Here is a 21,781-nt window from a genome sequence, read left to right as displayed (position 1 = left end):
GTTCCGCTTTGATCATGATACCGAAAGGAACAGGCTCGTCCCCTGTTCGATCTCCTGCATAATGCGCTGCGCTTCCTGTCCGGCGAAAGCGTGTTGCTCCGGCGTGATCTGGCAGCTTGTTTCCAGCAACAGCTCCGAGTCTGATCGCGTTGCCCGTTTTCGTTTCATGCGCTCGATTCCTCCAGCTCTTGTATGTAAAACAAGCCCCCTTTACAGGGAGCTTGCTGCCAATCGGTTCTTCACTTCTGCTTCCGTCTTGTAAACTTGATCGATCGTCGCGCCGCCGAGGCAGACGTCGCCGTCGTAGAGCACGACCGCCTGGCCGGGGGTGACCGCTTTTTGCGGCTGATCGAAGACGATCTCACAGGTGTTGTTCGGGCGCAGGTGCACCGTCACGCCTTGGTCGGGCTGACGGTAGCGGAACTTGGCGGTGCAGGTGAAGGTCGCCGGGCGGTTCGTCTCCGAAATCAGGTTGAGATCGGTCGCGGACAGACCGCGCGAGAACAGCTCCTCATGCTCACCTTGCTCGACGAGCAGCACGTTGCGCTCCAAGTCTTTCCCTACGACGAACCACGGGTCGCCGGAGCCGCCGATGCCAAGTCCGTGGCGCTGGCCGAGCGTGTAATACATCAGGCCGTCGTGGCGGCCTTTGACCTCGCCGGACAGCGTCTGCATCTCACCGGGCTGGGCCGGCAAGTAGCTGCTCAGGAACTCTTTGAAATTGCGCTCGCCGATAAAGCAGATGCCGGTCGAGTCTTTTTTCTTCGCCGTCGCCAGGTCGGCCTCCTCCGCGATCTTGCGCACGTCCGGCTTCGGCAGGTGGCCGATCGGGAACAGAGCTTTCGACAGCTGGTATTGGTTGAGCTGGTTCAAAAAATAGGTCTGGTCTTTGTTCTGATCGACCCCGCGCAGCAGGCGGTATTCGCCTTCGTGGAACTCCACGCGCGCGTAGTGGCCGGTCGCGATATAATCGGCGCCGAGATCGAGCGCCGCATCGAGAAACTGCTTGAATTTGATCTCGCGGTTGCACAGCACGTCAGGATTCGGCGTGCGGCCTTTTCTATATTCGTCGAGGAAGTAGGAGAACACTTTCTCGTAATATTCCTTCTCAAAGTTCACCGTGTAATACGAAATGCCGATCTTATCGCAGACACGGCGCACATCGGCAAAATCATCTTCTGCCGTGCAGTGGCCAAACTCGTCGGTGTCATCCCAGTTTTTCATAAATACGCCAATCACATCGTACCCTTGTTGCTTGAGCAGCCAAGCGGTGACCGAAGAGTCGACGCCGCCGGACATGCCCACGACGACGCGGGTTTCTGCCGGTAGTTTCCTCATATGCATCCCCAATCCAATGAAACGTTCTGTGTCTGTACCTTAGACTATGTTATCCATTTTGGCAAGGGGTTATTTCGAGATCCCGTACAAGATAAAGTCGCACAACTCCTCCACCACCTGCTCGAGATCCAGTTTCCCTTCCTCGAGCACCAGGGCGTAATAGGCCATCGAATCGACCAGCGACACGATCATCTGCGACACCAGCACCGGTGAGAAGACGCGCAGTTCGCACGCTTCCTGCCCCTGTTTGATCAGGTCGACCACGCGGTTGCCGATGCCTTCACAGAAGGCGCGGTGCTTAAAGAGCTGGAAGTCATGCCCGCCGCCGGAACGATAGACTTGCAGCAGTTCCTTTTTCTCAGCCAAGGCGCGGAACAGCGCCGTGATGATCGTCTTCAGCACCTCGTCCCCGACGAGGCTGTTGCCGCTGATGCGCACGATCTCGTCCCAGAGCAGCTCGGTGGTGTTGCGAAACAGCTCGGTCAAAACGGACTCCAGAGAGTCAAAGTACAGGTAAAAGGTGCCGCGCGCCATCTCGCAAGCTTTGACGATGTCGCTAACGGTGGTCTGTTCGTAGCCTTTTTCCACAAAGAGCCGCGCGGCTTCTGTCAAGATCCGCTCTTGACGCACTTCTTTTTTCTGCACTTGCAAAGGTCACACCTCAAATCTTTAGAAAAAAGGGGCGTTGTGCACGCCCCTTTCTTCTTAGTATTGTACAGCTTCTTCTTTCGTAACGGAAGACTTTTTGGAACGCTTCAGCGGCCACCAGTTGGCTTCGCCAAACAGGATCGCCAGCGCCGGTACGATCAGCCCCATCACGATCGTCGTGTAGATCGTCAAGCCGATCAGCACAGAAGCGCCGATCTGCACCATCGAAGACACGCCGGAGAAGATCATCGCGCCAAACGTGCCGCCCATGATCACCGCCGCGGAGATGATCACGCCGCCGGTGGTGGTCATCGCGCGCTTCATCGAAGTCACGACGTCCTGCGTTTCCTTGTATTCTTCACGGAAGCGCGCCATCAGGAAGATCGAGTAGTCGACCCCGAGCGCAACCAGCAGCATGAAGGCGAAGAAGGAAACGGTCCATGACAGGCCGGGCTGGCCCAGCAGGTCGACGAACACCCATTCCACGATCCCCATCGTCACCAGGTACGAGAAGCCGAGCGACACGAGCAGGTAGACCGGTGCCAGCACCGAGCGCAGCATCAGAGCGAGGACGATGAAGATCCCGATCAGGATCAGGCCGCCCGTGCGGAAGAAGTCGGCTTTGGAAATGCCTTCGAGTTCGCGGTACGACGCGGTGTTGCCGGTGAATTTGAGCTCCGGGTTCTTCAGGACCGTGCCGTATGCGCCTTGTTCAATCGCAGCGCGGATGTCGTCCAGGCGATTCATCGCTTCATGGGAATAGGGGTTGATGTCGAGCACCACTTCCACTTTCGCCACTTTGCCGTCAGCCGAGAGGTAGGCGTCAAACGCCTTTTCCAGGTCTTCATTTTCATCGACCATCTCCGGCGGCAGGTACCAGCCTTCGATCTGCTTGGAACCGTTTTTGATCATGCCGCTCTGCGCATCTTGCACTTGATGCAGGCCGTCGGCGATCTGCCCGAGCGCGTCGGTGCCGTCGCCAAGACCTTTGTTCAGGTCGTTCAGGCCGGCTTTTAGCTCGCCTACCCCGCTGCCCGCCTGCTTCGCGCCGTCTGCCAGCTGCGTTTGGCCGCTGGTGATCTGGTTCAGCGCGGACACCGACTGGTGCAAGCCTTGCGCCAGCTGGTCCATCTGGCCCGGCAATTGCGCCGCGCCCGCTTGCATCTGCCCTTGAACATCGGCGATTGTGCCGAGCCCTTTGGCCGCTTCTGCAGTACCGCCGACCAGCGCCGGCAGATTTTGATTGATCTGGCCGAGCCCTTGCGCGACGCCGGTCAGCCCTTGTGTCACGCCTTGCTGCTTGCCTTGCAGCGCGAGGAAGGACGGATCGTTCGCCAGCTCCGGGTAGGTCTGTGCGAGCTGCTGCAGGTCGGCTGCCATCGACGCGGAGGTCTGCTGCAGGTTCTCAACGCCTGCTGCCGTGCCGGTCAGCCCTGCCTGCACGCTGCCCAAGCCGCCGCTGATCGTCTCCAGACCCGATTGGATCTTGAAGGTGTTGGACTTCAGCTCGCCAAGCCCGTAGCTGAGCTCCTGCAGCTTCGGCAGACCTGATTGAATCTGCTCAGCGCCTTGCTGCAAGCCTTGTGCGACTTGGCCGGTGCCTTGCGCGAGTTTGGCTTGGTTGGTCGAGATCTCGCCCAAGCCGTCTTCCAGCTTGGTAATGTCGCCGTTGCCGCTGGTCAGACCGTTTGCTGCTTCGGTCAGACCGTCTTTCAGTTCGGTGACGCCCGACGACATATCGCCGAGCGCGTCGTTGACATGACCCAGTTGGTTGCTGAGCACCAGTTCTTCGAGTTGCTCGCCGAGCGGGCGCGCTGCACTGCGGACTTCTTTGACGCCCGGCACATGGCTGGCGTTCTCCGAAATCTTCTCCAGCGCCGCCAAGCTCTCGGCGTTGCGCATCGACTGGTCGGTGGTGATCGCCACCGTCACCGGGAACATCTCCCCGGACGAGAAGGCGTTTTCGACGGTGCGGAATCCTTTGACCGATCCGATCTCCGGATTGATCTCGGCAATCTCGTCAAACGAGCGCTCGTTTTGGAACAAGAGCGTCAGCGGGGACAGCACGATGACGGTGATCAACAGCACCAGCAGCGGTTTGCGGGACACGAGGCCCGCCATGCCGCCCCACATTTTCGATTCGCCGTGATCTTTGCCCGGCTTGATCTTGAACGGCCAGTACATCTTGGGGCCGAGGATGATCATCAAGGCCGGCGTTAGCGTCAGCCCTGCGATCAGCGTTGCCGCCATCCCGATCGCCACCCCGACTGCCGACTGATACAGACCGAATTTCGCGAATCCGATCATGAAAAAGCCGATCAGGACGGTGGAAGCGGAGAAGACGACCGTTTTGCCAACCGTTTGCATCGTTTTCACCAGCGCATCGACTCGCTCCAAGCCATTGGACAGCTCTTCCCGGAAGCGGTGGATCAGCAGGATGCAGTAGTCGGTCCCGGCGCCGAACAAGACGGCGACGAGAAACGTCTCGGTGAACGAAGATACCGGCAACCCGAATGTAGTCGCCAAGGCGACCAGACCGCGGGACAGGACAAATGACAGTCCGATGGTCAACAAGGGCACAAACGGCGCAATCGGAGAGCGGAAGACGAGCAGCAAGATCACGAGCACAAGCCCGATGGTCAGGAACTCCGTCTTCTTCAACCCTTCTTGCGACGTGGCCATGTAGTCCTTCATGATCGCTGCGCCGCCCGTGACGTATGCTTCTGCACCGTCCGGCGCTTCGGTGAGCCGTTCACGAAGCTTGTCGACGCTCGCTTGCGTCACTTCCGCTGCGTCTTCACGCGGGAAGCCGACGAGGAGCATCTGGGTGGTTTTGTCTTTGCTTTCAAACTTTTCGGCCAGCGACGGTTCTTCGAACGCGGTCTGGGTGTTCATGATGCCGAGTTCTGTTTTGTCCCGGTTCAGTTCTTCCCATTTCGCCTTCAGCCAATCCCGGTCGCCGGCGGACAGCCCGCCGTCGCGGTGCATGACGACGATCGCTGTAGATCCCGCCTGATCTTCGGTGGTGATCTGCTCCAGAAGCTGTTTCGCCTGCTCCGATTCGGCGTCAGACGGAACGAACTTCGTCTCTGTTTCCGCGACGATCTTCCCGAGATCGGGCAATGCGAAGACAGAGCCTGCGACCAGCGCCACCCACAATATCAGCACAAACCAGCGGGCCTTCGCCAAGCCGCGAATCCATGTTTCGATCAAAGGTCTCTCCCCTCCTCTGATGGACAATGACACCGTGTCATTTAATCACAAGAGTTACTATATCGCGAAAAATGACACTGTGTCAACAACTAAAAAAACCTGAGCCCAGGGCAGGCTCAGGTTGGAGAGGATCAGTCGTTTGAGTTGGGGTGGTCGTGTTGCTGCGCGCCTTCTTTCATCCGTTCCTGCGGGCGCGGCGCGATCGAGCCGTCCGGGCGCAGCGGAGCATATTCCGGCTTGGCCTTAGGGTTCGCAAACGGCTTCGGACCGCCAAAATTGCCAGGGTGGTTGTCTTTGTTGCGCATCGTAAATCCCCCTTTCCCCTATAAAGTACGCAAAAAGGCGCAGTCTATACAGACTGCGCCTTTCTCTTCGCCTAGCGACGTCCTACTCTCCCAGGACCCTGCGGTCCAAGTACCATCGGCTCTGCAGAGCTTAACTTCTGTGTTCGGGATGGGAACAGGTGTGACCTCTGCGACATTATCACTAGACGTACAGGATGTACGGTCGATCGACGTTGCGACAGGACGTCGCTGATCTTAGTCGATCTACCTTAAATGGTGGGCCCAAGAAGATTCGAACTTCCGACCTCACGATTATCAGTCGTGCGCTCTAGCCAACTGAGCTATGGGCCCGTGTATGGAGCGGATGATGGGAATCGAACCCACGCTGGCGGCTTGGGAAGCCGCAGTTCTACCATTGAACTACATCCGCAAGTGGCGGAGAGCAAGGGATTCGAACCCTCGATACTGTTTCCAGTATACTCCCTTAGCAGGGGAGCGCCTTCGACCGACTCGGCCAACTCTCCGTGTAATATGAATTTGTAAAAGTGGCGGAGCTGACGGGATTCGAACCCGCGGTCTCCCGCGTGACAGGCGGGCATGTTAGGCCACTACACCACAGCTCCATGTGGTTGCGGGGACAGGACTCGAACCTGCGACCTTCGGGTTATGAGCCCGACGAGCTGCCAACTGCTCCACCCCGCGACGATATTATGTCGGAGTGCCGACGTTGCGACAGGACGTCGCTGTTCTTAGTCGGCCTTCCTTTAAAAATGTTTTAAAAATTGGTGGAGGTTGACGGGATCGAACCGCCGACCCTCTGCTTGTAAGGCAGATGCTCTCCCAGCTGAGCTAAACCTCCACGTACAGGACGTACCGTGTACATCGTTGCGACAGGACGTCACGAACAGGATGTTCCGTGTTCAGCGTTGCGACAGGACGTCGCGCCCTTAGCTGAACTACCTTTAAAAAATGGTGACTCGTACGGGATTCGAACCCGTGAATGCCGCCTTGAAAGGGCGGTGAGTTAAGCCGCTTCTCCAACGAGCCGTGTATGGCTCCTCAAACAGGACTCGAACCTGTGACCATCCGATTAACAGTCGGGCGCTCTACCAACTGAGCTATTGAGGAACAATGGTGGAGATAAGCGGATTCGAACCGCTGACCCCCTGCTTGCAAGGCAGGTGCTCTACCAACTGAGCTATACCCCCAAGGTAAATGGCGTGCCCAGAGAGATTCGAACTCCCGGCCTTTTGATTCGTAGTCAAACGCTCTATCCGGCTGAGCTATGGGCACACATATATGGTTGCTTGAGAAAATGGTGCGGATGAAGGGACTCGAACCCCCACGGTCGCCCGCTGGTACCTAAAACCAGTGCGTCTGCCAATTCCGCCACATCCGCTCAAAGATCTATGGCTGGGGAGGAAGGGATCGAACCTTCGCATGACGGAGTCAAAGTCCGTTGCCTTACCGCTTGGCGACTCCCCATCGACTGAGTTTATAATATACCACATCTCGCTACGCGATGCAAGTGGTGTTTTTTAAGAAAGTGGCAGGGGCAGTAGGACTTGAACCCACGACATCCGGTTTTGGAGACCGACGTTCTACCAACTGAACTATACCCCTGTATTGTTCGTGAGAACTACTGTATCACAACTCACTAGTAGCGTCAAGCGCTTCATTTGCTGTCCGCCTGACGAGATATAATGTACCATGTACCGCACCGCTTTTCAACGGTTCGGAGCGAACAAAACTGCACATTATCGCCCGCCTGCCAAGAAAAGGTTCAATTTTCTTCCCCAGAAACGAAAAATCGCAGTGTCACCTTTCCCTGCTCAATCTGCATAGGCTGGTAATAGCGAAGGAAGCTGAAAGGCAGGTGAAAACAGGCGCATGGTGAACAATGACAACGGGAACTCCTTTGATCAAATGCGCGGCCTCGGCAATATGAACGAAGGATTGCGCCGCATGTTTGGTCCGCAGTTTTTGCAAAACGTGATGAAGCAGTTGCCGATGACGGAGCTGAACAAGCTGCAGGCGATGCCCGACTGGCAGGGGATGTTCGGCGGTCAGGGGCTGCACGGCACCGATGTGACAAGCGGCGGCCTCTTCCCCCGCATCGACATCTACCAGACCCGCCAGGAAGTCGTCGCCGTGATCGAAGTGCCAGGGCTGGAATCCTCCGGCGACGTCCATGTCGATGTGCAGCCCGAGCAACTCAGCGTCTCCGGGTCGCTCGTCGGCCGCTTCAGCAATTTTTCCAAAGACCGCTTTCACCTCGACGAGCGGTTCCGCGGCGACTTCGACCGCAGTGTCATCCTCCCCGCCCGCGTCCGCCCGCAGCAAGCCCGCGCTCAATACCGCAACGGGCTGCTCGAAGTCCGAATGATCAAAGACAACCGCAAAGGCCAGAAGAACAAAGGCCACAGCGTACCGATCAATTTCTGATTCCCGCAAGCCCCCGCCGCAACCGGCACGGCAAAACGCGCACACAAGACTTGAGGCCAACATCGTTTCGCGACCAAAAAGACCGCAGGCAGCGCTGCGGTCTTTTCTGACGTGTTTCCTTACGTCCACATGTCTTCCCCGTCGTACAGGTCGGCATCAGACGGCTCTTCGACGTCGATCTCGCCCGTTTGGAACGCCTCGTGATACCAGTAGGCCAACGAATCGAGGGCATCGGAGACGGGCAGTTGGGCCGCTTTGACATCATTTAGGATGTTGAAGATGTGCTCGATCGACTCTCCCTGCAGCGTTTGATCTTCACGGTTATCCACGGTTGCATCACCTCACCGTCAAGTCTTCCCCGCCCGCGCCGAAAATAAAAAAAGAAGTGCTCCAGAGGAACACTTCTCAAGCGTTTTCTATCTCAACGCTTATTCAGCAGCGTGGAAACTTACATTCTTCATCGGGGTAAACGTAGAAATTGCGTGTTTGTATACCATTTGCTGCTTGCCTTCCGATTCGACGATGATCGTGAAATTGTCAAACGCTTTGACAACGCCGCGAATTTGGAATCCGTTCACGAGGTAAATGATCACCGGAATGTTATCCTTGCGGATTTGATTCAGAAAGTGATCTTGGATATTGATCTGTTGTTTGTTCAAAATATTTACCCCCACTCTTTTTATATATGGTATTCGTACCCCTTCTATGAAATTCCTTCTAGCAAGTTGCGGATTTTTCGTAAACGTTCTGGTTCGTTCGTAGATTGGACATCGAACCAATGAATCCGCTCTTCCCGCCGCCACCAGGACAGTTGGCGCTTGGCATACCGCCGCGAACCCTGTTTCACCGCTTCCACCGCCTCTTGCAGCGTCAGCCGCCCTTCGAGGTGATCGACGATCTCCTTGTAGCCGATCGCCTGCATGCTTTGCAGTTCGCGGTGGTAGCCTGCCGCTAACAGGGTTTTCACTTCTGCGAGCAGCCCTTGCCCGACCATGATGTCCACGCGCCGGTTGATCCGGTCGTACAACTCCTGGCGGTCCTCCAGATTCAAACCGACCAGCACCGGGTCATACGGCCCTTCGGACGCCTGATTGGCAAAAGACGCAGACAAGGGCACGCCGGTGACATGATGCACTTCCAGCGCGCGGATGACGCGTTTGACATCGTTTGGATGCAGGCGCTCCGCCGTGACCGGGTCGATCTCCTGCAACTGCTTATGTAAGGGTTCGCCGCCGTGCTCTTCCGCTTGCTGCCAGAGCTGTTGGCGAAACTCGGGGTCTTCTTTTGCTTCCGTAAAATCCATCGGGTCGATCAGCGCTTTCACGTACAGCATCGTCCCGCCGACGATGATCGGCAGTTTGCCACGGGCTTCGATGTCACGGATGACGCGGTCGGCGTACGCTTTGAACTCGACGACCGTGAACGGCTGGTCGGGCGCTACAAGATCGAGGCCGTAATGGGGAATGCCTGCCATCTCCTCCGGTGTGATCTTCGCTGTGCCGATGTCCATGCCCCGGTAGATCTGCATCGAGTCGGCCGAGAGGATCTCGCCGTCAAATTCCTTGGCGCAGGCGATGCTCAGCGCCGTTTTGCCGACGGCGGTCGGGCCGACGATGATCAGAATCTTTGGTTTTGCCCCCATCATATGCCCGCCTCCTCCAGATCTATCACCCCATAATTTGTCGAACCGGAAGACTTGCGCAAAATTTGAAAGCCGAGGCGCGCAAACTCTTTGGAGTACCAGCGCTCTTTCATCACGACGCGCCGTCTGGCCACGCGCTTCGCCTCGGTGACGGCGGCGAGCTCGATCGGGCGGTCGTTGCCGAGGACGCGCATCGGCTCCATCGCTTGCGACTTCTCGACGGTGCGGCGGAACATCGGGTCGAAATAGACGATGTCGACCGAATTGTCGGGCAACGCGCGCATGTAGTCGAGGTGGTCGGCACAGACCACTTCCACGCGCCGCATCGCTTCATTCACCGCTTTGACGTCGACGGTGAATTCCTGCAGGCCGCGCTGAACGAGATAGGCGATGACCGGCGAGGATTCCACGCCGATCACCCGTCCCGTCTCGCCGGCGACATGGGCGAACACGATCGAATCGGAGCCGAGCCCGAGCGTACAGTCGAGGATGACATCGCCGGGGCGGGCGTCTGTATACTCGATCACGATATCATTGTCGCCAGATTTCAGGCGCTTGATTCTTGTATTTGCCATGCTTGGATGAAAAAAGAATTCTTCGTCGCCGATATGCAGTTTGACCCGCTCGGAGACGACGAGCAGAGGATCCCCGTAGATTTCCTGCATGTTGCCTAAGCCGCGCTTGTTGCGCTCGACGTACGTGCCGCCGATCGCAGCGGCGTAGACATGGGCCTGCTCGACGTATGCAGCGCGGACTTTCAGTCCGGTGGTTACGGTAATTGGACGGTTTTGCACCTACATCACCCTTTTAAATTGCTTCTCCAGATCGTAGTTCGACATGTGGATGATGATCGGGCGGCCGTGCGGGCAGGTGAACGGATTTTTCAGCTCCCGCAACTGGTCGCACAAGGCGATCATCTCCGGCATCGACAGCCATTGGTTGGCTTTGATCGCCGCTTTACACGCTTTGCTGATGACTTTGTTTTCGATCAGCTGCAGCGGATTGCGGGCGCTGCCTTCCTGAAGCAGCTCGTCGATCAGCTCCTGCAGCAGCGCCTGCGTATTTTGCCCTTCCCAGATGTCCGGGACACTGCGGATCAAAAACGATTTGCCCCCGAAGCTCTCCACTTCGATCTGGCATTCCAACAGCGCCGGGATGCGTTCTTCCAGTTGCGCCGCTTCTGCCGCTGTCAGCTCCAGCGTAAGCGGCACCAAGAGCGGCAAGGGATGGAGCTGGCGCGCGGCGAGCTTGCCGGAGAACTTCTCGAACAAGACTTTCTCGTGGGCGGCGTGCTGGTCGATCAGATAGAGGCCGGTCTCGTCCTGGGCGACGATGTACATGCCCAGCACCTGAGCGACCGGTTGGAACTGCGGAACGTTGGCGCGCACGTCCTCTTGCTCCTGTGGAGCCGTTGCGTCAGCGGCAAGCGATGCCTGTTCGGGGTCCGGAGTCGCTGCCGCGCTCTGCAGAACATCCTCCGCTCGCGAATCGTCAGCGTCGGACCCAGACTGCCTAGACTGCCCGGTTTGCCCTGACAGCCTCACCTGCTCTTCTTCCGCCCGCTTCGGCTGGTCGTCTGGCGGGCGGCGATAAGCGCCCAGCGCCGCGTCGACCTGCTGCCGTGACAGATGCTGATCCCGTTCGCGCTCCCGCTCTTTCGGGCGGTAGGCGGTGGTCGGCGTTTCGCGGACGAGGGCACCGCCTTGCGGGAGCGGTTCGCGGTATTTGGGTCCGTTGGCGCCGGGCACGTAGCGGGCCGGCGCGGTCGGCGCCGGCTTGGGCTCTGCGGGCGGCGAGATGACCCGCAAGTCCATCGTCTCCTGCGACGATTTTTCCTTTGGCTCTGTATCGAACGACTTCGCCGTCGCTTTCGGAATAAAGGTCTGACCTTTTAAAGCCGATTCCACCGCTTGCTGCACGGCGGTCATCACGTCTTTCTCCTCGGAGAAGCGCACTTCCAGTTTGTTCGGATGCACGTTCACATCGACCAGCCCCGGGTCGAGCGTCAGCGACAGCACGACGACCGGGTAGCGGTTGATCGGCAGGAGCGTATGGTACGCCGACTGCACTGCGTTCATCAACTGGTAGCTGCGCACGAAGCGCCCGTTGATGAAGAACGAACAGTGGTTGCGGTTGGCCCGGTTGAGTTCAGGATACCCCGCCACCCCTTCGATCTTGTAATCGTACGTCTCCCATTCGACCGGCACCATCTGCCGCGCGATGTCGCTGCCGTAGATCGCCGCGACCGCGTGCAGGAGCTTCCCGTCGCCCGGCGTCTGGATCACCTGCCGTCCGTTGTGGTACAGCCGGAAAGAGATCTGCGGATGCGCCAAAGCCATCCGGTTCACATAGTCCAAGATGTGCCCGAGCTCCGTCTGAATCGACTTGAGATACTTCAAGCGGGCCGGGGTGTTGTAAAACAGATCGCGCACGGCGATCTCCGTCCCCTTTTTCGCCGCGCACACGTCATGCGCGACCAGGGTGCCGCCGTCGATTTTGACGAGCGTTCCTTCATTCGCCTCCAGCGTCCGCGTCTTCGCTTCCACTTTCGCCACCGAGGCGATCGACGGCAACGCCTCGCCGCGAAAGCCGAGCGTACGGATGCGGAACAAGTCTTTGTCCGTCTTGATCTTGCTCGTCGCGTGGCGCTCGAACGCCTTCAAAGCATCGTCTTTCTCCATCCCGTAGCCGTTGTCGGAGACTTTGATCAGGTCAAGCCCGCCTTGCTCGATCTCGACGATGATCTGTGTGCTGTCCGCATCGACCGCGTTTTCAAGCAGTTCCTTGATGACCGACGCCGGGCGTTCGACCACTTCCCCGGCGGCGATCTTGTTGGCGAGCAGGTCGCTCAAGACTGCAATTCTTCCCATTATGCCTCACTTCCCCGCGCTTTTTGCTGCAGCTGGTAGAGCAGATTCATCGCATCGAGCGGCGTCAGTTTCATCACGTCAAGCGATTTCAGCTCTTCCACCACCGGATGCTCCGCCGTCCCGTCGGCGAACAGGGACAGTTGCATCGTCGGTGCCGTTTCTTTTGACGGCTGCTTCTTCTTGGCGGCAGGCGCGTCCGCTTCATACGCCGTCGCCGCCTCCCGCACCACATCGTCGCGCAGGATCATCGCGCCGCCCAAATCGTCTTTGGGCTGATACACGCCCCGCTTCGGCTCCGGTTTGCCGTGCTCCAGTTCGGCCAGGATCTCCCGCGCCCGCGCCAGCACTTCCTGCGGCAGCCCGGCCAGCTTGGCGACCTGAATCCCGTAGGAGCGGTCGGCCGCCTGGGGCAGAATCTTGCGCAGGAAGACGATCCCGTCGCCTTGCTCCTGCACATGCGTCGAATAGTGCCGCACGCCGGCAAACGACTCCGTGAACTTCGTCAGCTCATGATAGTGTGTCGCAAACAGCGTCTTCGCCCCGACCTGCGGATTCCGGTGCAGGAACTCGACCACCGCCTGCGCGATCGAGATGCCGTCAAACGTCGACGTGCCGCGCCCGATCTCATCGAGGATGATCAGGCTCTTCGGCGTGGCATGATGCAAAATGTTCGCCAGCTCCACCATCTCGACCATAAACGTCGACTGACCGCCCGCGAGGTCATCCGACGCCCCGATGCGGGTGAACACGCGGTCGACGATCCCGATCTCGGCGTGATCGGCCGGCACGAAGCAGCCCATCTGGGCGAGCAGCACGATCAGCGCCACCTGCCGCATGTAGGTCGATTTCCCGGCCATGTTCGGCCCGGTGATCAGTGAGATCTGGTGGCTATCGTTGTCGAGCAGCGTATCGTTCGCCACAAAAGGCTCGCCTTTCAGCATCGCTTCCACCACCGGGTGACGCCCTTCACTGATCACGATCCGGTCATCGGTGGCGATCACCGGGCGCACATAGCGGCGCTTCGCCGACACCGTCGCCAGGGACTGCAAAACGTCGGTCAGCGCGATCGCCTCCGCCGCCTGCTGGATCTTCAACAGCCAAGTCGCCACTTCATCGCGCACCCCGACAAACGTCTGGTATTCCAGATCGAGCAGCTTCTCTTCCGCTTCGAGGATCAGCGATTCTTTTTCTTTCAGCTCCGGCGTCACATAGCGCTCGCCGTTGGTCAGCGTCTGCTTGCGCTCGTACGTGTCCGGCACGTACTGCACGTTGGTGCGCGAGACTTCAATGTAATAGCCGAACACTTTGTTGAAGCCGACTTTCAGCGATTTGATGCCCGTCTTCTCGCGCTCGGTCGCTTCCAGATTGGCGATCCACTGCTTCCCCTCACGGCTGGCCTGCTTCAGCGTGTCCAGATACTCGTCGAAACCGTCGCGGATCACCCCGCCGTCCTTCAACGACACCGGCGGTTCATCGACCACCGCGCGCTCGATCAGGTCGACGACCGGCCCGAAATCTTCGATCCGCCCGGCGATGTGTTGCAGCAGCCCGGCCCCGGTGCCCGCCAAGCGCTCTTTCAGATGGGGCAGGATCGACAGGGACGAGCCGATCGCCTGCAGGTCCCGCGCATTGGCCGAGCCGTACGCCACCCGCGCCACCAGCCGCTCCAAGTCATAGACGAGGTCGAGCAGTTGGCGCACATCTTCGCGCAGCAGCAACTGGTCATACAGCTCCCCGACCGCATCCAAGCGCTCCTCGATGCGCTGCTTGTTGGCCAGCGGACGCTCGACAAAGCGGCGCAACAGCCGCCCGCCCATCGCCGTCACCGTCTCGTCGAGCAGCCCGAGCAGCGCCCCGTGCTTGCTCTTGTCGCGCAAGGTCTCGATCAGCTCCAGATTGCGCCGAGAGAAAGCGTCCAATGTCATATACTCATCGCTCGTGATGTAGGACGGCATCTTCAGGTGGCTCAAGCTGCGCTTTTGCGTCGCAGCCAGATACGACAAAAGCATCCCCGCTGCCGACACCGCCAGCGGGTGCTCCGCCAGGCCAAACGACTCCACCGAAATCACGCCAAAATGCCCGCGCAACGTCTCACCGGCCCGGTCGAAGCGGTGCGTCTTCTCCGCGCCTGCCGTCAGCACCGTGCGCAGCAGTTCCTGCACGGTCTTCGCATACTCGCTCTCCGCCTCGCCCGCCGGCACGACCACTTCTGCCGGCTGGTAGCGCACCATCTCGTCGAGCATCGCCTGCTCGTCCGCATGCTCGACGACGAGCAGTTCCCCGGTCGACAGGTCGCAGAACGACACGCCAAACACGCCGTCCTTGTGCACGATCGACGCAAGGTAAAGATTCGCTTTCTCCTGCAGCGCCTTGCTTTCCATCACCGTGCCCGGCGTCACGACGCGCACGATCTCGCGGCGCACGATGCCTTTGGCGGCCGAGGCGTCTTCGACCTGGTCGCAGATCGCAACTTTGTAGCCTTTTTCCACGAGGCGCAGGACATAGTTCTCCGCCGAATGATGCGGTACGCCGCACATCGGAATTTTTTCATCGGAGCCGTTGCCCCGGCCGGTCAGCGTGATCTCCAGCTCCCGCGCCGCCGTCACCGCATCGTCAAAAAACAGTTCATAGAAATCGCCTAAGCGAAAAAACAGCAAGGCGTCCGGCGCCTGCGCTTTCGTATCCATATATTGCTGCATCATCGGTGTAAACTTCGCCATTCAGCTAAATCCTCCCGCTCTACACACATTCGTTGTCCATTATAACAAAAGTCATCAAAATTCGTCCCGGTTGTCCTTAACCTTATTCAAACAAAAAAGTCCGATTCCTCTCTTGAGAAACCAGACTTTTTCTGTAAAAAGCAGCATGTTATCCCGACTTACGCCGAGCAGGACGACGCGCTGCCGGTGCAGCCGGCCGAGCCGGACACGCCGTCGCAGCCGGTCGACGGGCAGGACGAGCAGCAGCCGCCTTCCTGTTCGAGCACGATGTCGAGGCGACCGGACAAGGTCGCGGTCAGAATCTTCGTCACATGCTCGATCACTTCGGACAGCCCTTGCTGGGCGGCTGAGAAGTGGCGGACGACATCGAGCCCTTCCAGGCGGTCGAGCACGGCGTCGACCTCAGCGCCAGCCGCCTGCTTCTGCTGCAGTTCGGCGATCAGGCTTTGCGCTTCCCCGCTCTCTTGCAAGTCGCGCTCCGCTTGTTTAAAAATGGACATCTCCAGCGACCGCGTCACCATCGCGCCGATCTGTTCAGCGCGCTCGGCGAGCACGGGATGTGCGGCGAGTGCGTTGCTCATACGGATACCCCCTGTGGCAGAACTTCACCGCGCAAGTACCAGGTCTTGGCTTCGGTGACTTTGACATGGATCATCTGCCCGATCAATTCTTTGGCGCCTTCGATGTGCACCAGCTTGTTCGACTCGGTGCGCGCCTGCAGCACGTCCGCGTTGGTCTTCGATTCGCCTTCGACCAGCACTTCCAGCACAAGGCCGACGAGCTTTTGATTCTGCTCAAGCGATATCTTGTCCTGCACTTCGTTCAGGCGGTAGAGGCGCTTTTTCTTGTCCTCTTCCGACACATCGTCCGGCAGGCGGGTCGCCGGAGTGCCGGCGCGCGGCGAGTAGACAAACGTGTAGGCGCCTTCATAGCGCACCTGCTCGATCAGCGAGACCGTTTCCAGGAACTGCTCTTCCGTCTCGCCCGGGAAGCCGACGATGATGTCGGTGGTCAGCGCCACATCCGGGATGCGTGTCTTGATGCGGCTGACCAGATCGAGGTATTCCTCACGGGTATAGCCGCGCTTCATGCGGCGCAGCACCTGCGACGAGCCGGACTGCACCGGGAGATGGATGTAGTTCGGGATCTTCTTGTGGCGAGCGATCGTGTCGATCAGCTTGTCGGTGAAGTTCCAAGGGTTGGACGTGGTGAAGCGGATGCGTTCAATTCCCTCTACCTGTGCCGCCATCTCGAGCAGATCGGCAAAATCGACGCCTTCGAGGTCGATGCCGTAGTCGTTGACGTTTTGGCCGAGCAAGGTGATCTCCTTGTAGCCTTCCGCCGCCAACTGCTCGATCTCTTCGATCACGTCCTGTGGCAGGCGCGAGCGCTCTTCGCCGCGGGTGAACGGCACGATGCAGTAGGTGCAGAACTTGTTGCAGCCATACTGAATGTTGACCCAGGCGCGCACATCGTCTTTGCGGACTTTCGGCAGATTTTCGATCGTGCCGTCATGCGCGGCATCCCACACGTCAAAGATCGTCTCTTTGCTGTGGTGCGCCTCTTCGATCAGGCCGGGCAGCACATGGATGTTGTGCGTGCCGAACACGATGTCGACATGCGGGTGCGTGGTGCGGATGCGCTCGCGCACGACCTCTTCCTGCGCCATGCAGCCGCAGAGGCCGATGATCAGGTTCGGGTTCTTCGCTTTCATCGGCTTCAGCGTGCCGAGGTTGCCCCACACTTTGTCCTCCGCATTTTCGCGAACGGCACAGGTGTTATAGAGGATAAAATCGGCGTCGTACATCTCGCGCGCCTGGGTATAGCCCATCTCTTCCAGCATCCCGGACATGATCTCAGTATCATGTTCGTTCATCTGGCAGCCGTGCGTGCGGATGAAGTAGGTCTTCCCTGCGCCGAGCCGTCCCACTTCCTTGGCGAGCTCGCGGTAATCAACGCGCTGACGCTCCGCGATCGTCGGGCGGTGAATATCGGCAGCATGCTGGTCGAGGTCATCTATTTGAATGAAACCTTCGTTCTTTACGCTCATCTGAATCCCCTTTCTCTTACTCCTTAACTATCTGCCATTATATCGAAAATGATCGGGGAAATACAGTGAATAAATAAGCATAAAAAAGACCCGCCTAGCCAGGGCGGGTCTTTTCCCCTGCGGAAGGTCATGAGTCATCCGCAGAGTTCCGTTCAATTTGCTCGAGGCCACAGGGCAAATGCCAATCAGAAGGAGTACGTTGGATTTGTTGTGGTTAGCATGATGTTAACTTATACATAGCTTTTGCACAACCTGTACATTTTTCCACTCCACGCAAAAAAGAGTCCCCGATGAGGAGACTCTTTTCCGTCAGTTTACATCAATACTATTTCAGCGCGTTGACCGCGTTGATCAGGCCGAAGCCGGATTCGCCGTCGTAGCCCGGCTTGTTGATGTCGATCGCCGTACGTTGGATGATGCTCTTGACTTGTTGCGGGGACAGCTTGTCTTTACCGTGCTTGGCGATGATCAGACCAGCCAGAGCTGCGGTTTTCGGAGCTGCCATCGAGGTGCCCATGTACCAAGCATAGCCGCCCGGAACGGTGGACAGAGCGCGCAGGTTGCCGTTGCGCAGCGCCGGATCGCGGGTTTCCAGCCAAGCGGTGCCGTAGTCGCCGCCCGGAGCGGTGACGTCGATCTTGCCTACGCCGTAGTTGGAGTAGTAGGTGCGGTTCAGCTCAAAGCCGTTTGCCGCCACGCGGATCAGGGTCTGAGAGGACGGGCTGCGGTGCGTCGCACCGTTGTAGCCGAGCTCCTTGGACAGCTTGCCCGGCGAAGACAGGTCGAAGTTGTTGTTGCCTGCGGAGCCGACAACGGTTACGCCGCCTTTGATCGCGTATTGGATCGCGCGGTTGAACAGGCGAACGTCTGCCACCACGTCTTTCGTTGCGTATTCCGGATCTTGCAGCCAGTCGTAGCCGCCGAGCGACATGTTGACTACGTCTACGTTGTCATCTGCTGCCGTCATCAGCGCGTTGGCGATGTCAGAAGTCTGCGCGCCGCCGGTCGGGCCGAATACGCGGTAAGCTGCCACTTTCAGGTCCGGACCAACGCCCATGATACGGCCAACGCCTGCGATGGAACCTGCAACGTGCGTGCCGTGGCCCGCATCATCTCTCGGGTCGGTGACGCCCGGTACGAAAGACTTGCCGTACAGGTAGTTTTTCTTCAGGTCCGGGTGGGTGTAGTCGATCCCGGTGTCGACGACAGCAATTACGATGTCTTTGCCGTCAACCGATTTGCCGGTGCCGCCCGGCAAGTTCCAAGCTGCGCCGTCGTTGGTCACTTGCTTGATATCCCAGCCGTAACGGTTGTACAGGTCTGCTTTGCCGGTGTCTACTGCATCGGTACCGGACAGCATTTCGAAGGACTCGCCTTCTACCGTTTCCGGGTAGATCGTATTTTCAATGCCTGCGTTCATCACGAGGTTGGATTTTTCGATGTTGCTCTTGAAGTCCGGGTTGGTCGAAGTGACTTGCACTGCGCCGAGTTTTGGAATCGCTTTCTTCACAGAGCCGCCGGCGTTTGCAATCACAGACTCATAGCCTGCCGGAAGACCGCTGTCTTGTTTGAAGACAACGAGGAATTTCTGTTCGCCAGCTTGTGCTTGTGCTTGGCCGCCGTCAACAGTCAGGCCGGTGACGGTGGTCATGCCAAGTGCAAGTGCGAGCATCAGTGCGGAACTTTTTTTCATTTGGGAAAGACCCCCTTATAAAAGTTAGATATAATCTCTTGCCCCATTTGAGATTAATCATACTAAAACATCAGAGGGGTTGCAATATATATTATCGGAAAACTGAAAATTATTTTGCTAAAGGCAGCCAAATCTGAAATTGGATGGAATTTCCGCTGCTGGTCGCCCAAATGTTTCCACCGTGCAGCTCGACGATGCTCTTGGCGATCGCAAGCCCGAGACCCGACCCGCCGCTTTTCGTGGAACGGGAAGCCTCAACGCGGTAAAAGCGTTCAAACAGGCGCTCCAGCTGCTCTTTCGGGATGGCATCGCTTTCGTTTTCCAAGAGGATCACTGCCCCGCCTTCGCGCTGTTTGAGCCGCAGGATGACGGTGCTCGGCTGGTGGCTGTATTTGATCGCATTGCTGAGCAGATTTTCGAAGACCCGGAACCAAGTCTCCGGGTCGACCTCGGCAAACAGCTCGCGGGGCGGCAGCTCTTTTTGCAGCTGCAGTCCGCTCTCTTCCATCAGCGGCACATATTCTTCTGCAATCTGCTCGATCATTTCATTTAACGAAACGCGCTGAGTGTGTAAGCGCACGTCATGATGGCTCAGCGTCGTGTAATCGAACAGGTCTTCCACCAGCCGCTGCAACTGCTCCGATTTCCCAAACGCCACGCGCAGGTAGTCGCGCATCTCCTCCGGCGTCTTCGCGCGGTCGTCGTTGAGGAGGCGCAGGTAGCCGATGATCGAGGTCAGCGGTGTGCGCAGATCGTGCGAGACGGAGGTGATCAGCTCATTTCTCGCCCGTTCCGCTTCCCGCTCCGCTTCGATCTTCGTCTGCAGTTCCTGCGCCATGTGGTTGATCGACTGCGCCAACGTCCCGAGCTCGTCCTCCCCTTTTTGCTGCACCCGATGGTCGAGCTGGCCTTTGGAGATCACCTGCAGCCCGTGTGCCAGTTCTTCGATGTAGCCCGTCTTGCGCTTGGTGATCATGTAAAACAGGATCAGGAAGGCGACCAGAAACGCGACCGATCCGATCATCGAAAAGTCCTGCACATAGTACACGCGCGTGCTGGGAATGCCCTCACAGATCATGTAGGCATCCCGCCCTTCATACTCCATTGGAGCGGCCAACACATAGTGCTGGCTGGAGCCGAGCCGGTTCGCCCGGCGATCGGCGCGCAGCTCCATCGAAGTGCGCAGCAGGTACTGCAGGTCCACCGGCGCCCATTGCGCGCTGGTCGACTTCAGCAGCACCTTGCCAGCCTCGTCGATGATGCGAAAATTGGCTGTCTGCCCGGACGTGCTCTGTTCGCCGTTGTCCAACGCGCGCTGGATCTCCTCTTTTCGGAGCACTTCATCATCCAGGTGCCGCTCCGCGATCAGTTCCACCTCTTCGGCCAGATGCTGCGTGTCGATCTCCAGGATATCCAGTCCGCTGTCGATCTCCTCATGAGGCGTGGCGAACGTATCTTCCAAAAACACCGTGGTTGCCATTCCGGCGATGGCGGCCAGCCCGAGACAGACGAGGAAGGTCAGCATCAGCTGCGTGCGCAGCGAGGTCTTGACGTTGGTGAGGATGTTCCGGTACAGGGCGGACAGTCTACGTCTCAATTTTATATCCCACTCCCCACACCGTTTTGATGTACTTCGGCTTGCGGCTGTTCTCTTCGATCTTCTCGCGGATCTTGCGGATGTGCACCATCACCGTGTTGTCGCCGGAGCGGTAATACTGCTCCTGCCAGACGCTTTCGTAGATGTGTTCGGCGCTGAACACTTTGCCGCGGTTGCGGGCGAGCAGCGCGAGGATGTCAAACTCGGTCGGCGTCAACCGCACCTCCGTCCCGCCGATGCGCACTTCATGCGTCACCGTGTTGATCTGCAGGTCGTCAATCTCGATCACATCCGCTGCGACCGGCACGGCGACCGCTTTGTTCAGGCGCTGCATGCGCCGCAGTTGCGACTTGACCCGCGCGATCAGCTCCATCGGGTTGAACGGCTTGGTCATATAATCGTCCGCGCCGGTCGAGAGCCCGTGAATTTTGTCCATGTCCTGTGTTTTCGCCGACAGCATGATGATCGGCATGTCCTGTTTCTCCCGCACCTGCAAGGTAAACGTCAAGCCGTCCAACTGCGGCATCATGATGTCGAGGATGATCAGATCGACAGCCGTCTCCTCCAGCAGCGCTAAGGCCTCTGCGCCATTCTCCGCCTGCAGCACGCGATAGCCTTCATTTTTCAAATAGATCTCGATCAGGTCGCGAATCTCCTTTTCATCATCGACGATCAAGATGCGTTCTTTTTCCAAAAAACTCTCCTCCTCCGCACGGCCAACAAGATCGCCCCGGCGCCAAGCAAGGTGTACAGCGCATACATCCCATAGCTCGTCACAGCAGCGGCAATCGCTTCGATCGAACCGCCAAACAGGTAGCCGAGCGCAAAATACAGCACCGTCCAGACCAGCCCGCTCGTGTAGGAATACAGCGCATAGCGTCCAAAGCTCATCTTGTTCGTGCCGACCAGATAGGGTACGATGTGGCGCACGACCGGCAGCAGATAGGAAATGCACAGCGCGGCCGGACCGTAGCGCTCGAGCAGCGTCTTTGCGCAGGCCAGATGCTTCGTGCCTTTGGGCTTGGCTCCGATCTTCTCGAGGATCGGGGCGCCCGCCCGCCATCCGATCAGATAGCCGAGCGACAGGCCGGACACGACGCCCAGGTACGTCAGCAAGAAGGCTGGCACCGTGTGCAAAAGTCCGGCCGATGCGACGAAGCCGCCGGTCATCACGACGCTCTCATCGGGGATCGGCAGCCCGACGATGCCCAGCCACAAGGCAAAAAAGAGGGCAAAATAGCCGTATTGCTCAATATAGCCCAATAAGATGTCCACGCTCAT

18 protein-coding genes, 13 tRNA genes and 1 rRNA gene are annotated in these 21,781 nt (G+C 58.3%); 1 reads left to right on the top strand and 31 read right to left on the bottom strand.

Translation table 11 applies throughout. The features are described 5' to 3' along the window. Positions 1–12 precede the first annotated feature (12 nt). From EV586_RS20900 to EV586_RS01480, 19 genes are all read right to left on the bottom strand, one after another. A complete protein-coding gene (locus EV586_RS20900) occupies positions 13–168 on the bottom strand; it encodes a hypothetical protein (protein WP_165898153.1) in 156 nt (51 codons plus the stop codon). Positions 169–210: 42 nt separating this feature from the next. Continuing rightward, positions 211–1,338 carry a tRNA 2-thiouridine(34) synthase MnmA gene (mnmA, locus tag EV586_RS01565; RefSeq protein WP_132943313.1) on the bottom strand — a complete coding sequence of 376 codons (1,128 nt, stop codon included), beginning with the start codon at positions 1,336–1,338 and terminating at the stop codon, positions 211–213. Between the two features lie 69 nt (positions 1,339–1,407). Next, positions 1,408–1,983, bottom strand: a complete 576-nt coding sequence (locus EV586_RS01560) for a TetR/AcrR family transcriptional regulator (protein ID WP_243652920.1) — start codon at positions 1,981–1,983, stop codon at positions 1,408–1,410. A 60-nt stretch (positions 1,984–2,043) separates the two neighbouring features. Next, positions 2,044–5,199 carry an MMPL family transporter gene (locus tag EV586_RS01555; RefSeq protein WP_165898152.1) on the bottom strand — a complete coding sequence of 1,052 codons (3,156 nt, stop codon included), beginning with the start codon at positions 5,197–5,199 and terminating at the stop codon, positions 2,044–2,046. Between the two features lie 131 nt (positions 5,200–5,330). After that, positions 5,331–5,504: a small acid-soluble spore protein K gene (gene sspK / locus EV586_RS01550; protein ID WP_132943310.1), complete on the bottom strand. Its 174-nt coding sequence runs from the start codon at positions 5,502–5,504 to the stop codon at positions 5,331–5,333. 69 nt (positions 5,505–5,573) lie between these two features. Continuing rightward, positions 5,574–5,690: ribosomal RNA gene (gene rrf / locus EV586_RS01545) — 5S ribosomal RNA — on the bottom strand. A gap of 67 nt (positions 5,691–5,757) precedes the next feature. Beyond that, a tRNA-Ile gene (locus EV586_RS01540) sits at positions 5,758–5,834 on the bottom strand. Positions 5,835–5,839: 5 nt separating this feature from the next. After that, positions 5,840–5,913, bottom strand: a tRNA-Gly gene (locus EV586_RS01535). 3 nt (positions 5,914–5,916) lie between these two features. Continuing rightward, positions 5,917–6,007 (bottom strand) — tRNA-Ser (locus tag EV586_RS01530). A gap of 22 nt (positions 6,008–6,029) precedes the next feature. Beyond that, a tRNA-Asp gene (locus tag EV586_RS01525) sits at positions 6,030–6,106 on the bottom strand. A 3-nt stretch (positions 6,107–6,109) separates the two neighbouring features. Beyond that, positions 6,110–6,185: transfer RNA gene (locus EV586_RS01520), tRNA-Met, on the bottom strand. A gap of 81 nt (positions 6,186–6,266) precedes the next feature. After that, a tRNA-Val gene (locus EV586_RS01515) sits at positions 6,267–6,342 on the bottom strand. A 111-nt stretch (positions 6,343–6,453) separates the two neighbouring features. Continuing rightward, positions 6,454–6,530 (bottom strand) — tRNA-Glu (locus tag EV586_RS01510). A 5-nt stretch (positions 6,531–6,535) separates the two neighbouring features. Next, a tRNA-Asn gene (locus EV586_RS01505) sits at positions 6,536–6,611 on the bottom strand. Between the two features lie 4 nt (positions 6,612–6,615). After that, positions 6,616–6,691, bottom strand: a tRNA-Ala gene (locus EV586_RS01500). 8 nt (positions 6,692–6,699) lie between these two features. Beyond that, positions 6,700–6,776: transfer RNA gene (locus tag EV586_RS01495), tRNA-Arg, on the bottom strand. Positions 6,777–6,799: 23 nt separating this feature from the next. Further along, a tRNA-Leu gene (locus EV586_RS01490) sits at positions 6,800–6,882 on the bottom strand. A gap of 11 nt (positions 6,883–6,893) precedes the next feature. After that, a tRNA-Gln gene (locus tag EV586_RS01485) sits at positions 6,894–6,968 on the bottom strand. A 62-nt stretch (positions 6,969–7,030) separates the two neighbouring features. Further along, positions 7,031–7,106 (bottom strand) — tRNA-Trp (locus EV586_RS01480). A gap of 267 nt (positions 7,107–7,373) precedes the next feature. Here EV586_RS01480 and EV586_RS01475 point away from each other — a divergent pair. Continuing rightward, the gene (locus EV586_RS01475) at positions 7,374–7,928 is read left to right on the top strand and encodes an Hsp20/alpha crystallin family protein (RefSeq protein ID WP_132943309.1); all 555 of its coding nucleotides are present in this window, start codon (positions 7,374–7,376) and stop codon (positions 7,926–7,928) included. A 119-nt stretch (positions 7,929–8,047) separates the two neighbouring features. On the opposite strand, the gene EV586_RS01470 is transcribed toward EV586_RS01475, so the two are convergent. The 12 genes from EV586_RS01470 to EV586_RS01415 form a co-directional block, all read right to left on the bottom strand. Continuing rightward, a complete protein-coding gene (locus EV586_RS01470; RefSeq protein WP_132943308.1) occupies positions 8,048–8,257 on the bottom strand; it encodes a hypothetical protein in 210 nt (69 codons plus the stop codon). A 99-nt stretch (positions 8,258–8,356) separates the two neighbouring features. Further along, on the bottom strand, positions 8,357–8,587 hold the full coding sequence (gene hfq / locus EV586_RS01465) for an RNA chaperone Hfq (protein ID WP_038094535.1): 231 nt from the start codon (positions 8,585–8,587) through the stop codon (positions 8,357–8,359). Between the two features lie 44 nt (positions 8,588–8,631). Next, a complete protein-coding gene (miaA, locus tag EV586_RS01460) occupies positions 8,632–9,570 on the bottom strand; it encodes a tRNA (adenosine(37)-N6)-dimethylallyltransferase MiaA (protein WP_132943307.1) in 939 nt (312 codons plus the stop codon). After that, the gene (locus EV586_RS01455) at positions 9,570–10,364 is read right to left on the bottom strand and encodes a class I SAM-dependent methyltransferase (protein WP_132943306.1); all 795 of its coding nucleotides are present in this window, start codon (positions 10,362–10,364) and stop codon (positions 9,570–9,572) included. The genes miaA and EV586_RS01455 overlap by 1 nt, the downstream gene beginning before the upstream one ends. Continuing rightward, positions 10,365–12,440, bottom strand: a complete 2,076-nt coding sequence (mutL, locus tag EV586_RS20895; RefSeq protein ID WP_165898151.1) for a DNA mismatch repair endonuclease MutL — start codon at positions 12,438–12,440, stop codon at positions 10,365–10,367. Beyond that, complete coding sequence (gene mutS / locus EV586_RS01445; protein ID WP_132943305.1) at positions 12,440–15,160, bottom strand: DNA mismatch repair protein MutS; 2,721 nt, start codon at positions 15,158–15,160, stop codon at positions 12,440–12,442. Before mutS ends, mutL begins: the two co-directional genes overlap by 1 nt. Before the next feature lie 158 nt (positions 15,161–15,318). Then, the gene (locus tag EV586_RS01440) at positions 15,319–15,741 is read right to left on the bottom strand and encodes a YlbF/YmcA family competence regulator (protein WP_132943304.1); all 423 of its coding nucleotides are present in this window, start codon (positions 15,739–15,741) and stop codon (positions 15,319–15,321) included. Then, positions 15,738–17,210 (bottom strand): tRNA (N6-isopentenyl adenosine(37)-C2)-methylthiotransferase MiaB, encoded by a 1,473-nt coding sequence (gene miaB / locus EV586_RS01435; RefSeq protein WP_132943303.1) that lies wholly within the window; start codon positions 17,208–17,210, stop codon positions 15,738–15,740. Before miaB ends, EV586_RS01440 begins: the two co-directional genes overlap by 4 nt. Before the next feature lie 325 nt (positions 17,211–17,535). Next, positions 17,536–18,903: a S8 family serine peptidase gene (locus tag EV586_RS01430; RefSeq protein WP_132943302.1), complete on the bottom strand. Its 1,368-nt coding sequence runs from the start codon at positions 18,901–18,903 to the stop codon at positions 17,536–17,538. A 109-nt stretch (positions 18,904–19,012) separates the two neighbouring features. Further along, positions 19,013–20,500, bottom strand: a complete 1,488-nt coding sequence (locus EV586_RS01425) for a sensor histidine kinase (RefSeq protein ID WP_132943301.1) — start codon at positions 20,498–20,500, stop codon at positions 19,013–19,015. Continuing rightward, positions 20,490–21,194: a response regulator transcription factor gene (locus EV586_RS01420; protein ID WP_132943300.1), complete on the bottom strand. Its 705-nt coding sequence runs from the start codon at positions 21,192–21,194 to the stop codon at positions 20,490–20,492. The genes EV586_RS01425 and EV586_RS01420 overlap by 11 nt, the downstream gene beginning before the upstream one ends. Next, positions 21,173–21,781 (bottom strand): DedA family protein, encoded by a 609-nt coding sequence (locus EV586_RS01415; RefSeq protein WP_132943299.1) that lies wholly within the window; start codon positions 21,779–21,781, stop codon positions 21,173–21,175. The genes EV586_RS01420 and EV586_RS01415 overlap by 22 nt, the downstream gene beginning before the upstream one ends.

It is taken from the genome of Tumebacillus sp. BK434, from assembly GCF_004340785.1.
In the GTDB taxonomy this organism is placed as follows: Bacteria; Bacillota; Bacilli; order Tumebacillales; family Tumebacillaceae; genus Tumebacillus_A.
Note: the sequence above shows the minus strand (reverse complement) of the source record. Positions and strands in the feature narration are given on the sequence as shown.